The following is a 17,439-nucleotide window of genomic DNA, read 5'->3' as shown; positions in this document are numbered from 1 at the left end:
GATGCATGCACACCGTTCCAGGTATCAAAGTCCTGTATTTCGGAACCCCCGTCGTCCTGATCACGACCCGCAACGAGGACGGCACCCCCAACATCGCCCCGATGTCCTCGGCCTGGTGGCTCGACGGAAACGCCGTGCTGGGGCTGGGCAACTCCTCGCAGACCTCCGCCAACATCGCCCGCGAGGGCGAGTGCGTTCTGAACCTGCCCTCTTCCGACATGGTCGAGTACGTCGACCGCATCGCCATGACCACCGCGCGGAAGGAGATCTCGCCGTACCGCGTCGAGCAGGGCTACCGGACCGAACGCGACAAGTTCGGCCTGGCCGGGCTGACCGAGCAGCCTTCAGAACTGGTTTCCCCGCCTCGGATCCTGGAGTGCCCGATCCAGATGGAGTGCCGGCTGACCACGGCGCATCCGGTCGGCGGTGAGGGACATCTGACGGCGTTCGAGGTGGAAGTGCTCCGGACGCATGTCGAGGAGAAGCTGGTCATCCCGGGGACGCACTACATCGACCCGGAGGCGTGGGACCCGCTGATCATGAAGTTCTGCGAGTTCTTCGGCGGCGGGCGGCCGGTGCACGCCTCGCGGCTGGCCGCCGGCTGGAAGATGCCGCACACCCTGCGGAACCTTCCGGTGACGAACGGTGCCGGTGCCGGTGCCGAGCCCGCGCTCAGTGGGTCAGCGTCAGCCTGATCGCCAGACCCGGGAGCAGCAGCCCGAAAGCGCTGAACGCCACCGGGCCGTGCGCGCCGCAGTGCAGCCGCCGCGTGGCGCCCTCGCGGACCTCTACAGAGACCTTCTTGGAGTACATGCCGTCCAGGGAGAGCTCGACCATGTGCACGCCGGAGTCCACGGCGAACTCGGCGGCGCCGTTCTGTGCGAGCCGGCCGACGGCGACGCCGTCGATCCACACCCGGTAGGGCCGCGGACGCAGCTGGAACCCGCTGCGGCGGGTGAGGGCTATCGTTCCGGACATGCTGGACCTGCCTGATTCGGACACTGGCGGACATCAGTGGATGCAAGGAGCGTAAACGCCGAGGGCGGCACCGGAACCCGGTGCCGCCCTCGGCGTTACGCGATCGTCGCCTACCTAGGATGCCGCCGCCGCTGCGAAGCGTGACATGGCGTGCTCCACCAGGCGGATCAGAGTCAGCTTGGTGGACTCCCGGCTGCGGGCGTCGCAGGTGACCACCGGCACGTCCGGCGGGATCGACAGCGCCTCGCGCACGTCGGCGACCTCGTGGGTGAGCATGCCGTCGAAGCAGTTCACACCGACGATGTACGGCAGGCCGGCGTCCTCGAAGTAGTCGATGGCCGAGAAGCAGTCCGCCAGCCGCCGCGTGTCCACCAGCACCACCGCGCCGATGGCGCCGCGGCACAGGTCGTCCCACATGAACCAGAAGCGGTTCTGGCCCGGCGTGCCGAACAGGTACAGGATCAGCTCGCGGTCCAGGGACACGCGGCCGAAGTCCATGGCCACCGTGGTCGTGACCTTGCCCGGCACCACGGTGAGGTCGTCCACGCCCTCGGAGGCGGCGGTCATGACGGCCTCGGTGGTCAGCGGGGCGATCTCCGAGACCGCGCCGACGAAGGTGGTCTTGCCGACGCCGAAGCCGCCGGCTACGACGATCTTCACCGACGTGGTCGGGCCCACCGCGGGCTGCGGCTCGGGCTCCTGTCCGTAAGGGGAGTAGTTCACTGCACGGCCTCCTTTCTACAGATTGCGGAGCCCGATGAGGACTCGTTCGAGGAGCGCGAGGTTGGGCTGGCCGGAATCGGTCTCGCCGGGTTGCTGGATGGTGACCAGGCCGGCGTCCGACATGTCGCCCAACAGCACCCTGACCACCCCCAGCGGCATGCGCATCAGCGCCGCGACCTCCGCGACCGACTTCAGCTCGACGCACAGCTCGCAGATGCGCTGGTGCTCCGGCTCCCGGCCGGGAAGGCGCGATCGTCCGTTGTCCGTCGTGGATACCAACGCCTCGATGGGCAATTGGTAACGGGCCCGCGTGCGGCCCCGGGTCAGCGCGTAGGGGCGGACGAGGGGCGAGGAATCGTGCGCGCTGCTCACGGCCGCGTGCTCCTGTCGCTCGTCTCGGCTTGGGGAAGGGGGGTCACCGGGCGTCCTCTCAGCGCGGCAGCGACGACTGGAGCTCGGCACGCAGTGCCGGCGTCAGGACGTCGCCGGCCCGCTCGACGAGCAGGGCCATTTCATAGCCGATCAGGCCCATGTCGCAATCCGAGGAAGCGAGTACGGCCAGGGCCGAACCATCGGAGATGGCCATCACGAACAGGAAACCACGGACCATCTCCACGACGGTCTGCGTCACCGCGCCGCCCTCGAAGATGCGCGCGGCGCCCTGGGTCAGCGACGACAGGCCGCTGGCCACGGCCGCCAGCTGGTCGGCGCGGTCCCGGGGGAATCCGTCGGACACCGCCAGAAGCAGGCCGTCGGAGGAGACCACCACCGTGTGCGCGACCCCCGGGACGCGGTCCACGAAATTGGTGATCAGCCAGTTCAGATTCCTGGCGGCTTGGGTCAGGTTCGGGTCGTTCACGGTAGCTCAGTCCTGCTTTCCTGGCTCAGGAGCACCGAAGGCGGCCGGGCCGTCGGACGCGGTGGGGTTGGCGGGATCGGCGGGCTGCGACTCGCCGGGGGTGCCGGCGGCGTCGCGGCCCTGGCGCAGCCCATTGTGGAAGCTGGCCAGGCGGGAGCGCACGGCCTCGGCCGAGCGCGCCGGGATCGGCGAGGGCGCGGTCTTGGCGGCGCCGCTGCCGTCCGCCGAGCCGGGCACCAGGTTGGACCGCGGGACGCGCTTGGGCAGGCCCTTGGGGGTCAGCCCGGCCGCGACCGGCTTGCTGACCACCTGGGCGGCCTTCCATCCGTCGTCGCCCGGCGACTGCCAGGCCTGTCCCGCGGAGCTCTGGTCGTCGTTCATGGGCTCCTTGGGTTCCTCGTGCGGTGCGGCGGGCCGGGCCGCCCCGCCGACCGCGGAGTCGGCGGCCGACGGCGCCGGCGGGGTCGGGGCTCCGGGACCGGCCTCGGGGGCGGTCGGCGGGGCCGGGGTGGGCGCGGCAGGAGCCGCCTGGACGGGCTCGGCGGGGGCCTGCGGGGCCTCGGCCGGGTACCCGGTGCCGGAGCCCGCCAGCGGGTCTCCTGCGGGCTCTGAACGCGGTCCCGGCACGGCCGGCCGGACCGGTTCGGCCGGACGCACGGTGCCGACCTCCAGAGCGTTCTGCGGAACGGCGGTCCCCTCGCCGGCCCGCACCCGGAACCACTCGGACTCGATCGCGTTGAAGATCGAGGTGTTGTGCGCCGCCGGGTCCATCGGGATCGACTCGATCGGCGCGGTGAGCGGGTCCGGGTAGTCGGCGTAGTTGGTGCCGGAGGACGACAGCGGGTCCGGCGCGCCGGGACCGGCGAGTGGTTCGCCGACCGGGGGGGCGTAGCCGGTGGTGTCGCCCATGCCGTTGCCCGGTGCGTTGGTGCCGAGCGGCGTGTGGAAGCCCGAGCCGGACAGGTCGGCGGCGGGCTGCTCGCCGTACTGCGGGGTCTCGTACTGCGGAGCGTCGTACTGCGGCGGCTGGTACTGCGGGGTCTCGAAGCCGGGGCCGGACAGCGGCTCGCCGACCGGGCGGCGGCCGAAGGACGGCGCGTCGTTGCCGTACCCGGTTCCGGTGTTCGCCGGGGCTTCGGGCGCCGCCGCGAACGGGTTCCTCAGACCTGCCATCGGGTCGTTCGGGTCGTTGTCCGCCGGGGCGTTCGGGTTGAACGCCGCGGGGGCTTCGAAGCCGGGGCCGGTGAGCGGTTCGCCCATCGGGCGGCGGCCGAACGAGGGGGCGTCGTTGCCGTAGCCGGTGCCGGTCGGCGCCGGGGGGGCAGGCGGGGCCTCGAACTGCGGGGCTTCGAACTGGGGAGCCTCGAACTGCGGGGCCTCGAACTGCGGGGCCTCGAACTGCGGAGCTTCGAAGCCGGGGCCGCTCAGCGGTTCGCCCATCGGACGGCGGCCGAAGGAAGGGGCGTCGTTCCCGTAGCCGGTGCCGGTCGGCGCCGGCGGTGCGGGCGGTGCGGGCGGTGCGGCGAACTGGCCCGAGGCGCCGGGGTCGAACCCGCTCGGACCGCCGTACCGCGGGGGCTCGACAGGCGCGTCGGTGACCGGCGCGCCGGGCGGGACCACGGGGTTCGGCGGCTGCGGGTTGCCGAACCCGTTGTCCAGGTGCCCGCCGAACGGCGTCATGCGCACCTCGCCGGGGGCGGCGTAGGGGTCGCCCGCCGCGAGTTCGGCGCCGAGGTCGTTGTTCAGGCCGCTTGCCGACAGCGAGTCGGGGTTGGTGCTGAAGCCGCCCGAGGACGAGCCCAGCGAGGGCTGGCCGGGGGTCGCGAAGGGGCCCGCCGGCGGCGGGAGGAGCAGGTCGTCGCGCTCCTCCTGCTGGGCTTCGCGGTAGGCCGCGAACTCGCCGGTGTGCTCCATGTCCGGGATGTTCGGGAGCAGATCGTCGAAGCTGGAGGAGAAGTTCAGCGGCGCGGGCTGGGCCGGCGGGGCCGGGGGCGGCGGCATCGCCGGGCCCCCGTCGCCGACCCGGAAGTCCAGCCGCATGTCGTCGCTGCCGGCACTGATCCGGAACTGGCCGGTGTTCTCCGGGTCCGCCGGCGGCGCGGGCGGACCGCTGGGCGCCTGGTTCGGACGGAAGTCGTACGTCGCCGTCCCGTCCAGCGCCTCGGCCAGCCGGCCGTCCAGTTCCGGCTCCGGCAGTACGAACTCGGGACGGTCGAAGGCACCGCTGCTGCCCGGGTCGCCGGGGTCGCCCTCGCGGATGACCGGGGTCACGCCGTGCGTCATGGCCTCGGTCTCGGCGAGCAGTTCGGCGAGTCCGGGCGGGGTGGCGTCGGTGTTCCGGTACGGCGGGGCCGCCGCGCTCACGTCCTCCCACCCGTCCCCGTCGCCGCCGCCGACCGGGGCCCGCTCGCCGCCGAACGGTGAGAACGGGGCCGGAGGCTGGGCCGGCGGGGCCTGCTGGGGCAGGTCCGCGCCCGGAGCCAGCTCGCGCTGCTCGGCGCGCACCGCGCCGGCCGGCCGCCGGGGCAGGCCGGTCGAGGTGAGCTGCGGGAGCTGGCCGGTGTCGGCGATGTCGCCGAACGTGCCGCGGTTGCCGCCGACCGCCGGGGCGTCGGACAGGTTGCCGGCCAGCAGGGCCGCCGGGACCAGCACCAGCGCGGTGATGCCGCCGGTGGCCGAACGGCGCAGCCGCACCTGGATGCCGTGCCGGGTGGCCAGCCGGCCGACCACGAACAGGCCCATGCGCCGGGAGATCGCGACGTCCACGACCGGCGGGTTGGCCAGGCGCTCGTTGGAGTCGTCGAGCTCCTCCGGGGTCATGCCGATGCCGGAGTCCTCGATCTCCAGCATCACGCCGCCGGTGTTCAGCAGGTTGCCGGTGACCGAGACCTTCGTCTCCGGCGCGGAGAACGACGTCGCGTTCTCCAGCAGCTCGGCGACCAGGTGGACGACGTCGTTCACGGCGCGGCCGGCGACCTCGACGGTCGGCAGGTCGCGCAGCGTGACCCGCTCGTACTGCTCCACCTCGGAGGCCGCGGCGCGCAGCACGTCGATCAGCGGGACCGGCTGGGACCAGCGGCGGCCGGGCTCTTCGCCGGCGAGGACCAGCAGGTTCTCACCGTTGCGGCGCATACGGGTAGCGAGGTGGTCCAGCTTGAACAGCGAGGCGAGCTGGTCCGGGTCCTGCTCGGCGTTCTCCAGCTCGTCGATCAGCCGCAGCTGGCGCTGGACCAGCGACTGCGAGCGGCGGGAGAGGTTGGTGAACATCGCGTTGACGTTGTTCCGCAGCATGGCCTGCTCGGTGGCCAGCCGGACCGCCTCGCGGTGGACCTCGTCGAACGCGCGGGCCACCTGGCCCACTTCGTCGGTACTGGACAGGGCGATCGGCGAGATCGGTTCGATCGGTTCGCTGCCGTCCGCGTCGCGCAGGCGGCGGACCATCTCCGGCAGCCGGTTGCCGGCGATCTCCAGGGCGGTGTTCTGCAGCACCCGCAGCGGGCGCACCAGCGAGCGCGCGATAAGCGCGGTGGCGACCGACACCACGAGCAGGACGCCGATGATGATGCCGATGTTCAGGTACATGGTGTTGCGGGCGCTGTTGGCCAGCGAGTCGGCCCGCTGCACCAGGGCTGCCGCCTGTTCGGTGCGGACCTGCTTGTAGCGGCCGAGCAACTCGTTGTACTGCAGGTAGACGCTGCCGGGGACCAGCTGGTCCCCGGCGTCGCTGACGTCGTTGTTGGCCAGCTTGTCGTCGATCGTCGTCAGGTACTGGTTCGCGCCGGTGAAGGTGTCGCCGACGTCCACCGTGTCGCTCAGCGACTGCTGCATCTGCGCGGTGGCGACGGTCTTGAACTCCGAGCGCGTGGAGGCCAGGTCCGAGATCAGTCCCTGCAACCGGGCCAGGTTGTCCTGGTTCTGGTTGGGGTCGATGCTGACGGCCAGCGTGGTGAGGAAGCCGCGCTCGCGCGAGGTGGTCTCGGTCATCTTGCCCAGGTCCGCCAGCGACCGGGCGTCGTTGATCAGCTGCTGGTCGCCGGCGTCGGCGGCGACGAACTCGTAGAGCCCGTCGAGGCTGTCCAGGACCTTGTTGTACTGGTCGAACACGCTCAGCGGGTTGGAGTACGCGCCGTCCACGGCCTGGTGCAGCGCCGGGACGCCGGTCATGTTGGCCTTGGCGTCGGCGATCGCGGCCAGCGTGTCCGCCGGGTAGGACCCGTCGATCTTGTTGAGCACCGGCTGCATCACGGCGGTCGCGCGGTCGGTGGTCTTGCGCTGCGTGGCCATCCTGGTGGTCAGGTTGGTCAGGGTCGCCGAGTCGGTGTTGCCGGTCGGGGCCCGGAACGCCATCATCTCGATGCTGACGTCGCGCTCGTCCTGCAGCGAGTCGATCAGGTCGGACAGCGGGCTGGCCGCGGCGGCCATGGTCTTGGCGTGGTCGTAGGTCTGCACGTTGCCGACCTGCTGCACGATCCGGGCCGCGGCGCCGAAGATGGTGGCCACCAGCGGCACGATGACCAGGACGACCAGTCGGGTGCGGACGCGCCAGTTGCGGGGGGCGAAGCGGTTCGCGGACGCGGTGGGCGGCGGGGGTGGGGGCACGTGCCCGCCGCTGCCCTCGGTCTCCTGCGAGGTGGGGACCGGCCGTTGTCCTGGCAGCACGCCATCCCGAGCCCCGCGCGGAAGCTCTCCGGGAGCAGTGCGGCCGGCGGCCGCGTCGGATATGGATCCGCCGGGCGGCGGCGCGCCGGCACCGCGCTCCGGGAAAGGAGCCGGCGGACGGCGCGGGGACACGGGTCGAGTCTGCACTGGCCCTCACAGCTTTCTTTGCGACCGGGCCGCTACTGCGGCGGGTGGGGCGCCACACAAGGCTCGCGGTCTCTAGGTTTCAAGCAACGCATTCCAGCACAGGAGAGCGAGCGAGGCCAAGGGCGGGGGTTGACAGAGGGGCGATTCGGTGCGTTATAGGGGGATAAGCCGGGCGATGACTCCGCGTATGTGCGTATCCTTACTCGTGCATTAGTGCTAGTCGATCTCAACGGTGACGTAGGGGGCTCAGCGGCCCATGTATTACGATGCGCCGACCGGCTTCATCGAAACCTTTGCAGGGGGCAGCGCAGTGCGATCAGCCAAACCCCGAGCCCGTTCGCGCAGGACCTCGGCGATCGTCCTTTGCGTGGTGCTCACCGCGTCCGCCGGTGCGGCCACGGCGTGCAGCAGCAGCACGTCCACGGCGTCGTCGGGGGCGGTCGCGATGCCGGCCCACGGCCCGCTGGAGCAGCACCAGCTCCGAATAGGCATTCCCAAGGGCGAAATAGGCGCGCTGCCGATCTACACCGGCGTCGACAAGGGCTATTTCAAGGACCAGGGGATCGACGTCACGATCGACGATTCCTACCAGACCTACCAGGACGCCCTGCAGGCGCTCAACGATGGCAAGGTCGACCTGGTCTACGACGACTACGTGCACGCGATCCTGTCCCAGTCCACCGGTGCCTACCGGCTGCAGCTGGTCGCCGAGGGCTACACCGCCGGCGACGGCAGCGTGGAGCTGCTCAGCAAGGTCACCGGCCTGAAGAACGCCCAGGAGATCAAGAACGTCTTCGACGCCGCCGGCGGCTTCCTGGTCCCCACCGCGGGCACCAACGACGCCAACGACGCCTACACGGTGCCGACGATCATGCTCATGACCTCGCTCCCGGACCTGGCGAACAGCTTCCGGATCAAGGCGGCCAACTCCGCGGCGCACCTGAAGTCGATGGCCCCCGGCGACCTGAGCGAGAAGCTGTTCGCCAAGTCCGGGAGCGCGGACACCAGCATGGCGGCCGTCGTCCCCGAGCCGTACTACAGCTACGCGACGAACAACAACAAGATGGTCCAGCTCATGGACCTGACCCGCGGCTCGACCCAGGCGATGCCGATGGGCGGCTACTTCACCAAGCAGGACTTCGCGGTCGAGAAGACCAACCTGTTCAAGGCCTTCACCGGGGCCCTGAACCAGGCCAAGACCGCCACCTCGCAGCGCGCCACGGCGATGACCGAGATGCAGGCGCACTACGGCACGATGGCCAACTCCACGGTCGCCGCCAGCATCAGCTTCGGCACGTTCCCGACCACGGTGAACGTCGACCGCGTGGACCGCGTACTGACCCTGATGCAGAGCCTGGACCTGGCTCCGTATTACAACATCGACACGATGATGCCGCCGGACGCGCTGCGCAGCAGCACCGGGAGCTGACCGGCGGATCGGCGGACCGGCGGACCGGGGTTCCCGGTTCCCCGGCGGTCCGGGCCGCCAGTGCCGTCCGCGCCGTCCGCGCGGCCGTCCACACCGTCCGCACCGGCGTCGTCACAGGTCAGACGCCGGTAGGCTCGGACGGTGAGCGATGCGATGGAGAGCGTACGGTTCCGCTCGGACATGACCGTGGAACTGGTGAAGGCCTCGGCCTCCGACAACGACGTCCTGTGGGCGGCCCGGGTCTCGACCAAGGGCGAGCAGTCCCTGGACGAGGTCGGAGCCGACCCCGCGCGCTCCAGCGGCCTCATCAACTACCTGATGCGCGACCGCCACGGCTCGCCGTTCGAGCACTCCTCGATGACCTTCCTGGTCGCCGCGCCGATTTTTGTTTTCCGAGAATTCATGCGGCATCGCGTCTGGTCCTACAACGAGGAGAGCGGGCGCTACCGCAAGCTGGACCCGGTGTTCTACGTACCCGGACCGGACCGGAAGCTGGTGCAGGAGGGCAAGCCCGGCAAGTACGTGTTCGTCCCGGGCACCGACGAGCAGCACAAGACGGTCGAGGACACGGTGCGGCGGTCCTGCGAGGCGAGCTACGCGGCGTATCTGGAGATGCTGGACGCCGGCATCGCGCGGGAAGTCGCCCGAACCGTACTTCCGGTCGGCATCTACTCCTCTATGTACGCCACGTGCAACGCCCGTGCGCTGATGCACTTCCTGTCGTTACGGACGAAGCACGAGGAAGCGACGTTCCCGTCGTTCCCGCAGCGCGAGATCGAGATGGTCGCGGAGAAGATGGAACAGCATTTCGCCGAGCTGATGCCGCTGACCTACGCGGCGTGGCAGGCGAATGGCCGGGTCGCACCTTAATAGTGGTGAGGAGATAGGGGCTCCTCGGCCCGAGAAGGCGACAGCGGGCACTGCTTCTATTGGCCGCGCAAATCCTCCTCAGTCGCGAAGTGCTCACTCCTGGTAGTCCTAAAGAGTGAAAAACGACCGGCGGCGCGGCCGGACCCGTAACGCGCCCCGCGCGCGTCTGTTAACCACGGTGGACCCCGTCCCCACCGGACCCCCGAGCGGTGGAGACGGGGTCTGTCCATTCAGCGCGGCTACGTGATTCACGTAAGCAAAGCCAGCTATTCGATCACCTGCACGGCCCGGTACCGTTGTGCCATGCCCGAGAACGCGCACCTCGCCGAATCCGCCCCCGACCTGTGGTCCGCCGGGGCGCCCTTCGGTCGGCTGATCACCGCGATGATCACGCCCTTCCACCCGGACGGATCCCTGGACCTGGACGGTGCGCAGAAACTGGCCGCCCACCTGGTCGAGGCGGGCAACGACGGCCTGGTGGTCTCCGGCACCACCGGCGAGGCGCCGACCACCTCCGACGCCGAGCAGGCGGACCTGCTCCGGGCGGTGCGCGAGGCGGTCGGGGACCGGATCTCGGTGATCGCCGGCGTCGGCACCAACAACACCGAGCACACGCTCGCGCTGGCCCGGCGGGCCGCGGAAGTGGCCGACGCGCTCCTGGTCGTGACCCCGTACTACAACAAGCCGACCCAGGAAGGCCTCTACCGGCACTTCACCGCGGTCGCCGACCACACCGCGCGCCCCGTCGTCCTCTACGACATCCCGCACCGCGCCGGCATCGCCATCGAGACCGACACCCTGAAGCGGCTGGCCGAGCACGACATGATCGTCGCGGTGAAGGACGCCAAGGGCGACCTGGTCGCCGGGTCCGAGGTCATCGCGGCCACCGGATTGGCCTACTATTCAGGGGACGACCCGCTGACCCTGCCCTGGCTCTCGGTCGGGGCGGTCGGCGTGGTGAGCATGTCGGCGCACCTCGCGGCGCCGCGCATCCGCGCGATGATCGCCGCGTATCTGGCCGGCGACGTGCTCGAAGCCGCGCGCCTGCACGCCGAACTGCTGCCGGTCCACGCCGGTGTGACAAGTCTGCCAGGTGTGATCTCCCTCAAGGCGGCAATGAACATGCTGGGACTGCCCGGCGGCCCGGTGCGGCTGCCCCTGGTCGAGGCGACCGAGGAGCAGCAGGCCCGGCTCAAGACGTATCTCGCCCAAGGCGGCGTGAAGATCTAGCAAGGAGCGGACCAGCGGTCCGCGGAACACAAAGGAAAACTGCATGAGCCATCCGCATCCGGAACTCTCCGGACCCCCGCCGCTGCCGCGAGGCGCGCTGCGAGTGACCCCGCTCGGCGGACTCGGAGAGATCGGTCGCAACATGACCGTCTTCGAGTACGGCGGCAAACTGCTCATCGTCGACTGCGGCGTCCTCTTCCCGGAGGAGGCCCAGCCCGGCGTCGATCTGATCCTGCCGGATTTCAGCTCCATCCGGGACCGGCTGGACGACGTGGTCGGCGTGGTGCTGACGCATGCCCACGAGGACCACATCGGGGGCGTGCCGTACCTCCTCAAGGAGGCCCCGGACATCCCGCTGATCGGCAGCAAGCTGACCCTGGCGCTGGTCGAGGCCAAGCTCGCCGAGCACCGGATCCGGCCGTACTCGCTGCAGGTCGTCGAGGGCGACGTGGAGCAGATCGGGCCGTTCGAGTGCCGCTTCGTGGCCGTCAACCACTCCATCCCGGACGCCATGGCCGTGGCGATCAAGACCCCGGCCGGCACGGTGTTCCACACCGGCGACTTCAAGATGGACCAGCTGCCGCTGGACGACCGGCTGACCGACCTGGCGACCATCGCCGAGCTCGGGAAGTCCGGCATCGACCTGCTGCTGGCGGACTCCACCAACGCCGAGGTGCCGGGCTTCGTCACCTCCGAGCGGGAGATCACGCCGGTGCTGGACCGGGTGTTCGGCCGGGCCAAGGGGCGCATCATCGTGGCCTCCTTCGCCTCGCACGTGCACCGCGTCCAGCAGGTCTGCGACGTGGCCGCCGCGCACGGCCGCAAGGTGGCGCTGGTCGGCCGGTCCATGGTCCGCAACATGGCCGTGGCCCGCGACCTGGGCTACCTGAAGGTGCCCGCGGACCTGATCATCGATCTGAAGGAGATCGACGATCTGCCCGACGACAAGGTGGTGCTGATGTGCACCGGGTCGCAGGGCGAGCCGATGGCGGCGCTTTCCCGCATGGCCAACCGCGACCACCAGGTGCGCATCACCGGTGAGGACACCGTGATCCTGGCGTCCTCGCTGATCCCCGGCAACGAGAACGCCGTGAACCGGGTGATCAACGGGCTGACCCGCTGGGGCGCCACGGTCGTACACAAGGGCAACGCCATGGTGCACGTCTCCGGGCACGCCGCGGCCGGCGAGCTGCTGTACTTCTTCAACCTGGCCAAACCGCGCAACTTCATGCCGGTGCACGGCGAGTGGCGGCACCTGCGCGCCGCGGCCGACCTGGCGATGAAGACCGGCGTGCCGGCCGACCGGGTGGTGATCGCCGAGGACGGCGTGACCGTGGACCTGGTCGACGGCGTCGCGCGCATCACCGGCAAGGTCGACGCCGGCTACGTCTACGTCGACGGCAGCTCGGTGGGCTCGGTGACCGAGGCCTCGCTGAAGGACCGGCGGATCCTCGGGGACGAGGGCTTCGTCTCGGTGTTCGTCGCGGTCTCGGCCGACACCGGCGCCATCGTCACCGGCCCGGTCATCACCGCCCGCGGCTTCGGTCTGGACGACCAGACGCTGGAGCAGGCCAAGCCGCTGATCGTGGCGGCGCTGGCGGACGCGGCGGCCGAGGGCATCGGCGACACCCACCAGCTGCAACAGCTGGTGCGCCGCTCGGTCGGGCGCTGGGTGTCCAACACCACGCGCCGCCGGCCGATGATCCTGCCGGTGGTCGTCGAGGTCTGATCCGCGCGGGCCACCGCGTTCGCGCCTCTGGCACGGGCCATCCTTTCGCCGCAGAAGCGAAAGGATGGCCCGCCGCTTTCCCGGCGGGCTGTAATGGACATCGGGACGAGGCGGGGCCTTCGTGGGGCGGAGCCCGCCGTCTCGGCCCGGGGGAACCCAAGCAACACGGCACCTCACCGGGGGGTCAGGGGCGGGGGTTCACACGGGGAACGGGGATACGGGGGTAACGGGGGTGGCCGGGATCGCCGGTCCGCATCCGGCGGACGGGATGGTCCCGGCCATGCGATGTCCGAGCGCGGCCCGACGCGCTCTCATCGGCACCGTGACAGCCACCGCGGCGTCCCCGCTTCGAACGGACCGCCGGTGCCGGCGGGGGCTACCGGCGGTTCGCCGCTATCAGCTCCGCGCCCAGGCCGGTCAGGCGGTGCCGGACGCTGCGTCCGGTCCGCTCGGTGACCACCAGGCCGGCCGAGCGCAGCGCCGCGGCGTGCGCGGACGCGGTGGGCGCCTTGACGCCGAGCCGCACCGCCAGCTCCCCGGTCGTGGGGTCGTCGCCGATGACCCGCAGCGCGGCGGCGCGGGCCCGGCCGATGAGCGCGGCCAGGCCGTCGTGGGGCGGGCCCTCCGTGCTGAGCGCGGCGGCGGCATCCAGGTCGGAGACCGGATAGGCCATGATCGAGCGTCGTCCGGGGGCGATCAGCGAGCCGACGTAGTGGCCGAACACCGACGGGGTGAACGTCACGCCGTCGCCGTGCAGGTCGTAGCGCCAGTCCGGGACCTTGGCGACGGCCAGCGAGAGCTGCTCCGGCTCCCAGCGCAGCTTGGGGTGCAGGTCGTTCAGGACCGCACCGGGGCCGTCGGTGGCCATCTGCCGGGCCCGGCGGCCGATGTCCGCGTCCAGGGTGCGGCGGATGTCCGGCCAGTCCTCGGCCAGGCAGGCCGTGTAGAGCGCGTGCATCGCGTCGGTGAGCATCGGGATCAGCCGCTCGCCGCGGTCGCGCAGGGCGTCGTAGGCGCGGGAGGGGCGGCGCTCCCAGGTGTCGAAGATCGAGAAGTCCAGGGCCAGTTCGCTGTCCCGGACCGAGCGCAGCGCGTCCAGCTCCTCGTCCAGGCAGCGGTGCAGGTTCCCGCTGGGCGGCAGGTCGGGGATGAGGAAGGCCGGGGCGTAGTTGGGGACCGCGTTCAGCAGCTCCATCACCGGCCGGCAGCGTTCGGGGATGTTCCGCAGCGCGCTGGCCAGCCAGCGCCGGTGCGCCGGGCGCAGCGGCCGGGTCGAGCCCAGCTGGTCCAGACCGCGGACCAGATTCACCAGCGGTGAGGTCTCGAAGCCCACACGAGCCAGGTCGGCGCTGCTCATGGGGATTCCGACCACGCAGCCTCGCTCCTTCCTCCCCATACCAGCCGTCCGGCGGCCGGACCGAACCGTCCGGCGCGGGTGGCAGCACCCTGACGGCCCCACGGGCCGCCTTCGCAGGAATGATACGCCGCGAGCCCCCGACCCGGTCGGGTCAGGGGCTCGCTGTGCGTACTACGGGCGATACGCGGTGTCGCCTCAGGCGGCGGCCTCGGCCAGGTCGCCGGCGGACAGCTTCTCCGCCAGGGCCTTCCACGCCGGGACCTTGTCGCCGAACTTGGCGGCCAGCTCGGCCACCTCGGCGTCGATCTTCGTGCGGTCCGCGCCCTCGATGGCGGACAGGAGGCCGAACAGCTCCTCGGAGTCCACCTTCAGGTGCATGTTCTTGCCGTCGCCGGCGGCGAAGTAGCAGAAGCCACCGCCCAGCGGCGTGAACCGCTTCATGTCACCGAAGACACGCCCACCGCCGGCACCACCGGCACCGGCCCGCACGGATGCGCGTGCTGTCTTGCTTTCCTTCTTGGCACCGGCCACGACGGCCCTCCTCGATAGTCCCGGCGCGTCGAGCCGACGCGGACGAACCAGCTGATGAATTGGGGATCGGCCCACGTGGGAAAGGGCGCGTACGCGTGCACGTGCGCGGCACCCACAAGGGGCCGACCGAACCACTTTAGCCTGAACGGCGGCCGAGACGGGAATCGGCGGTCCGGGCGGCCGCGGGTCCGTACGCTCAGATGACTTGCGTGTGGCGGGCGGTACCGGTGGGACATCACCGGTAGCCTGGTCATCATGGCCACCCGTACGCCCTCCAAGAACAGCAAGGCAACGGCAGCCACATCCGCGTCCAAGTCCGGCTCGAAGGCCTCGTCGTCGAAGACCTCGGGGTCGGCCGGCTCGGCGGGAGCGGCCAGGGGCGCCGCTGCCAGGAAGGGGCGCGGCAAGGCTGCCGCCTCCGACACGGCGAACTCCGCCGCACCTCCGCCGAAGAATCCCCGCGCCCGCTCCGCGCGCAACGCCGGGCCCCTGGAGAAGGGCATCGGCAAGCTGGCCACCGGCTCGCGCCGGGGCGCCGGGCGCGCCTCCCAGGGGGCCAAGGCACTGCATCCGGACCACCGGCGCGACGCCTTCGGCTTCGCGCTGATCGGCCTGGGCATAGTGATGGCCGCGTCGCTGTGGCACGGGTTCCCCGGCGCGGTGCCGCAGGCCGTCGTCGCGATCGTGGCCGGCGGTTTCGGCCGGGTCGGCGCGTTCACCCCGCTGCTGGTCTTCGGCCTCGCGGTGCGCGTGATCCGGCGGCCGGAGGAGGCCGCCGACACCAACCGGATGTCCATCGGCTGGGGCGCCTTCACCGTCGCCGCGGTCGGCCTGATCCACATCGCCGGCCACATGCCGCACCCCACGGACGGCGCGACGGCGATGCGCAACGCCGGCGGCTGGGTCGGCTACGCGATCTCGGCGCCGCTGGTCGCCACGGTGTCCTCGTTCGTGGCGGTGCCGCTGCTGATCCTGCTGCTGCTGTTCGGCGTCCTGGTGATCACCGCCACGCCGGTGTACCGGATCCCGGACCGGATCCGGGCCGGGCGCGGGCACGCCGGCGGGTTCCTGCACTGGATGATCTTCGGCGAGCGCGAGGACCCGGACGTGCTGGCCGACGAGGAGGACGACCCGTACGGGATCCTCCCCGAGGACGACCCCTCGGACAACGAGGTGCGCAACCAGCGCCTGCAGCAGACGGTGGAGAACGAGCCGACGATCTTCATCCCGATGCTGGACGAGGCCGGGGACGTCACGCCGGACGCGGTGGTGGACGCGGTGCCCGAGGTCGACGACGGCACGCAGGTGTCGATCCCGGTCGCGGTGCCGCGCAGCCGGAAGGCCGGCGGCAAGAAGGCCGGGGCTTCGGCGGCGGCCACGGGAACCTCGCCCAAGGACGCGGTCCAGGCGGCGATGGAGCTTTACGCGGCCAAGGTCGACCCGGACGCCGAGTACAAGCTGCCGCCGCCGGACATACTGCGGGTCGGGGCGCCGCCGAAGACCCGCTCGAAGGCCAACGACGCCGTGGTGGCCGCGCTGGTCGAGGTGTTCAAGCAGTTCAACGTGGACGCCAAGGTCGTGGGCTTCACCCGCGGGCCGACAGTCACCCGCTACGAGGTCGAGCTGGGCCCGGCGGTCAAGGTCGAGCGGATCACCGCGCTGTCGAAGAACATCGCCTACGCGGTCGCCTCGGCGGACGTGCGGATCCTGTCGCCGATCCCCGGCAAGTCCGCGATCGGCATCGAGATCCCCAACGCCGACCGCGAGAACGTGGCGCTGGGCGACGTGCTGCGCTCGGTGGAGGCCACCGGCGAGACCCACCCGATGATGGTGGCGCTGGGCAAGGACGTCGAGGGCCGGCACATCGTGGCCAACCTGACGCGCATGCCGCACATGCTGGTGGCCGGCGCGACCGGCGCGGGCAAGTCCACCTGCATCAACACCCTGATCGTCTCGGTGCTGCTGCGCGCCACCCCGGACCAGGTCCGGCTGATCCTGGTGGACCCCAAGCGGGTCGAGCTGACCAGCTACGAGGGCATCCCGCACCTGATCACGCCGATCATCACCAACCCGAAGAAGGCCGCCGAGGCGCTGCAGTGGGTGGTCCGCGAGATGGACCTGCGCTACGACGACCTGGCCGACTCCGGCTTCCGCCACGTCGACGACTTCAACGCCGCGGTCCGGGCGGGCAAGCTCAAGCCCCTGCCGGGCTCGGAGCGCGTGTACCAGCCGTACCCGTACCTGCTGGTGATCGTCGACGAGCTCGCGGACCTGATGATGGTGGCCCCGCGCGACGTCGAGGACTCGATCGTGCGCATCACCCAGCTCGCCCGCGCCGCCGGCATCCACCTGGTGCTGGCCACCCAGCGGCCGTCGGTCGACGTGGTGACCGGCCTGATCAAGGCGAACGTGCCGTCCCGGCTGGCGTTCGCGACCTCCTCCCTGGCCGACTCCCGCGTCATCCTGGACCAGCCGGGCGCGGAGAAGCTGGTCGGCCAGGGCGACGCGCTGTTCCTGCCGATGGGGGCGTCGAAGGCGCAGCGGCTCCAGGGCGCGTACGTGTCGGAGACCGAGATCGCGGCGGTGGTGAAGTTCTGCACCGACCAGCTCACGCCGCTGTACCGCGAGGACGTCACGGGGCAGGCGGGCTCGAAGAAGGTCGTCGAGGAGGAGATCGGCGACGACCTGGACCTGCTGCTGCAGGCCGCGGAGCTGGTGGTGTCGACGCAGTTCGGGTCGACGTCGATGCTCCAGCGGAAGCTGCGGGTCGGGTTCGCGAAGGCCGGGCGGCTGATGGACCTGCTGGAGACGCGGAACGTGGTCGGGCCTTCGGAGGGGGCGAAGGCCCGGGACGTGCTGGTGCGGCCTGATGATTTGGAAGGGCTGCTGGATTCGATTCGCGCTGAGGCGGGGGCCGGGTAGGGAAC

The 17,439-nt window shown here is 71.0% G+C and carries 13 protein-coding genes; 6 read left to right on the top strand and 7 right to left on the bottom strand.

The window, feature by feature from the left end:
* The first annotated feature begins 5 nt into the window (after nt 1–5).
* A complete protein-coding gene (locus ABH920_RS04830) occupies nt 6–695 on the top strand; it encodes a flavin reductase family protein (RefSeq protein WP_370347205.1) in 690 nt (229 codons plus the stop codon).
* On the opposite strand, the gene ABH920_RS04825 is transcribed toward ABH920_RS04830, so the two are convergent.
* From ABH920_RS04825 to ABH920_RS04805, 5 genes are all read right to left on the bottom strand, one after another.
* Nucleotides 673–978, bottom strand: a complete 306-nt coding sequence (locus ABH920_RS04825) for a hypothetical protein (protein WP_370347203.1) — start codon at nt 976–978, stop codon at nt 673–675. The two genes, ABH920_RS04830 and ABH920_RS04825, sit on opposite strands and share 23 nt — an antisense overlap.
* Before the next feature lie 114 nt (nt 979–1,092).
* The gene (locus ABH920_RS04820) at nt 1,093–1,701 is read right to left on the bottom strand and encodes an ATP/GTP-binding protein (RefSeq protein ID WP_370347201.1); all 609 of its coding nucleotides are present in this window, start codon (nt 1,699–1,701) and stop codon (nt 1,093–1,095) included.
* A 15-nt stretch (nt 1,702–1,716) separates the two neighbouring features.
* The gene (locus tag ABH920_RS04815; protein WP_015796412.1) at nt 1,717–2,073 is read right to left on the bottom strand and encodes a DUF742 domain-containing protein; all 357 of its coding nucleotides are present in this window, start codon (nt 2,071–2,073) and stop codon (nt 1,717–1,719) included.
* Nucleotides 2,074–2,131: 58 nt separating this feature from the next.
* Complete coding sequence (locus tag ABH920_RS04810; protein ID WP_041543529.1) at nt 2,132–2,545, bottom strand: roadblock/LC7 domain-containing protein; 414 nt, start codon at nt 2,543–2,545, stop codon at nt 2,132–2,134.
* Between the two features lie 21 nt (nt 2,546–2,566).
* Nucleotides 2,567–7,351 carry a nitrate- and nitrite sensing domain-containing protein gene (locus ABH920_RS04805; RefSeq protein ID WP_370347199.1) on the bottom strand — a complete coding sequence of 1,595 codons (4,785 nt, stop codon included), beginning with the start codon at nt 7,349–7,351 and terminating at the stop codon, nt 2,567–2,569.
* Nucleotides 7,352–7,733: 382 nt separating this feature from the next.
* Between ABH920_RS04805 and ABH920_RS04800 the strand changes: the two genes are divergently transcribed.
* The 4 genes from ABH920_RS04800 (at nt 7,734) to ABH920_RS04785 (ending at nt 12,624) form a co-directional block, all read left to right on the top strand.
* Complete coding sequence (locus ABH920_RS04800) at nt 7,734–8,795, top strand: ABC transporter substrate-binding protein (RefSeq protein WP_370347197.1); 1,062 nt, start codon at nt 7,734–7,736, stop codon at nt 8,793–8,795.
* Nucleotides 8,796–8,948: 153 nt separating this feature from the next.
* The gene (gene thyX, locus ABH920_RS04795) at nt 8,949–9,665 is read left to right on the top strand and encodes an FAD-dependent thymidylate synthase (RefSeq protein ID WP_370347991.1); all 717 of its coding nucleotides are present in this window, start codon (nt 8,949–8,951) and stop codon (nt 9,663–9,665) included.
* A 303-nt stretch (nt 9,666–9,968) separates the two neighbouring features.
* A complete protein-coding gene (gene dapA, locus ABH920_RS04790; RefSeq protein ID WP_370347195.1) occupies nt 9,969–10,895 on the top strand; it encodes a 4-hydroxy-tetrahydrodipicolinate synthase in 927 nt (308 codons plus the stop codon).
* A 43-nt stretch (nt 10,896–10,938) separates the two neighbouring features.
* On the top strand, nt 10,939–12,624 hold the full coding sequence (locus ABH920_RS04785) for a ribonuclease J (RefSeq protein ID WP_370347193.1): 1,686 nt from the start codon (nt 10,939–10,941) through the stop codon (nt 12,622–12,624).
* 376 nt (nt 12,625–13,000) lie between these two features.
* Here ABH920_RS04785 and ABH920_RS04780 read toward each other — a convergent pair whose 3' ends face one another.
* Nucleotides 13,001–13,996, bottom strand: a complete 996-nt coding sequence (locus tag ABH920_RS04780; RefSeq protein ID WP_370347191.1) for a DUF5937 family protein — start codon at nt 13,994–13,996, stop codon at nt 13,001–13,003.
* 180 nt (nt 13,997–14,176) lie between these two features.
* Nucleotides 14,177–14,422, bottom strand: coding sequence for a hypothetical protein (locus ABH920_RS04775; RefSeq protein WP_370347189.1), 246 nt, complete (start codon nt 14,420–14,422; stop codon nt 14,177–14,179).
* 345 nt (nt 14,423–14,767) lie between these two features.
* On the opposite strand from ABH920_RS04775, the gene ABH920_RS04770 reads away from it, so the two are divergent.
* Nucleotides 14,768–17,434: a DNA translocase FtsK 4TM domain-containing protein gene (locus tag ABH920_RS04770; RefSeq protein WP_370347187.1), complete on the top strand. Its 2,667-nt coding sequence runs from the start codon at nt 14,768–14,770 to the stop codon at nt 17,432–17,434.
* The last annotated feature ends 5 nt before the right edge of the window (nt 17,435–17,439 follow it).

Source organism: Catenulispora sp. EB89, assembly GCF_041261445.1.
Taxonomy (GTDB): Bacteria; Actinomycetota; Actinomycetes; order Streptomycetales; family Catenulisporaceae; genus Catenulispora.
This window is presented reverse-complemented; position numbering and strand designations above follow the sequence as displayed.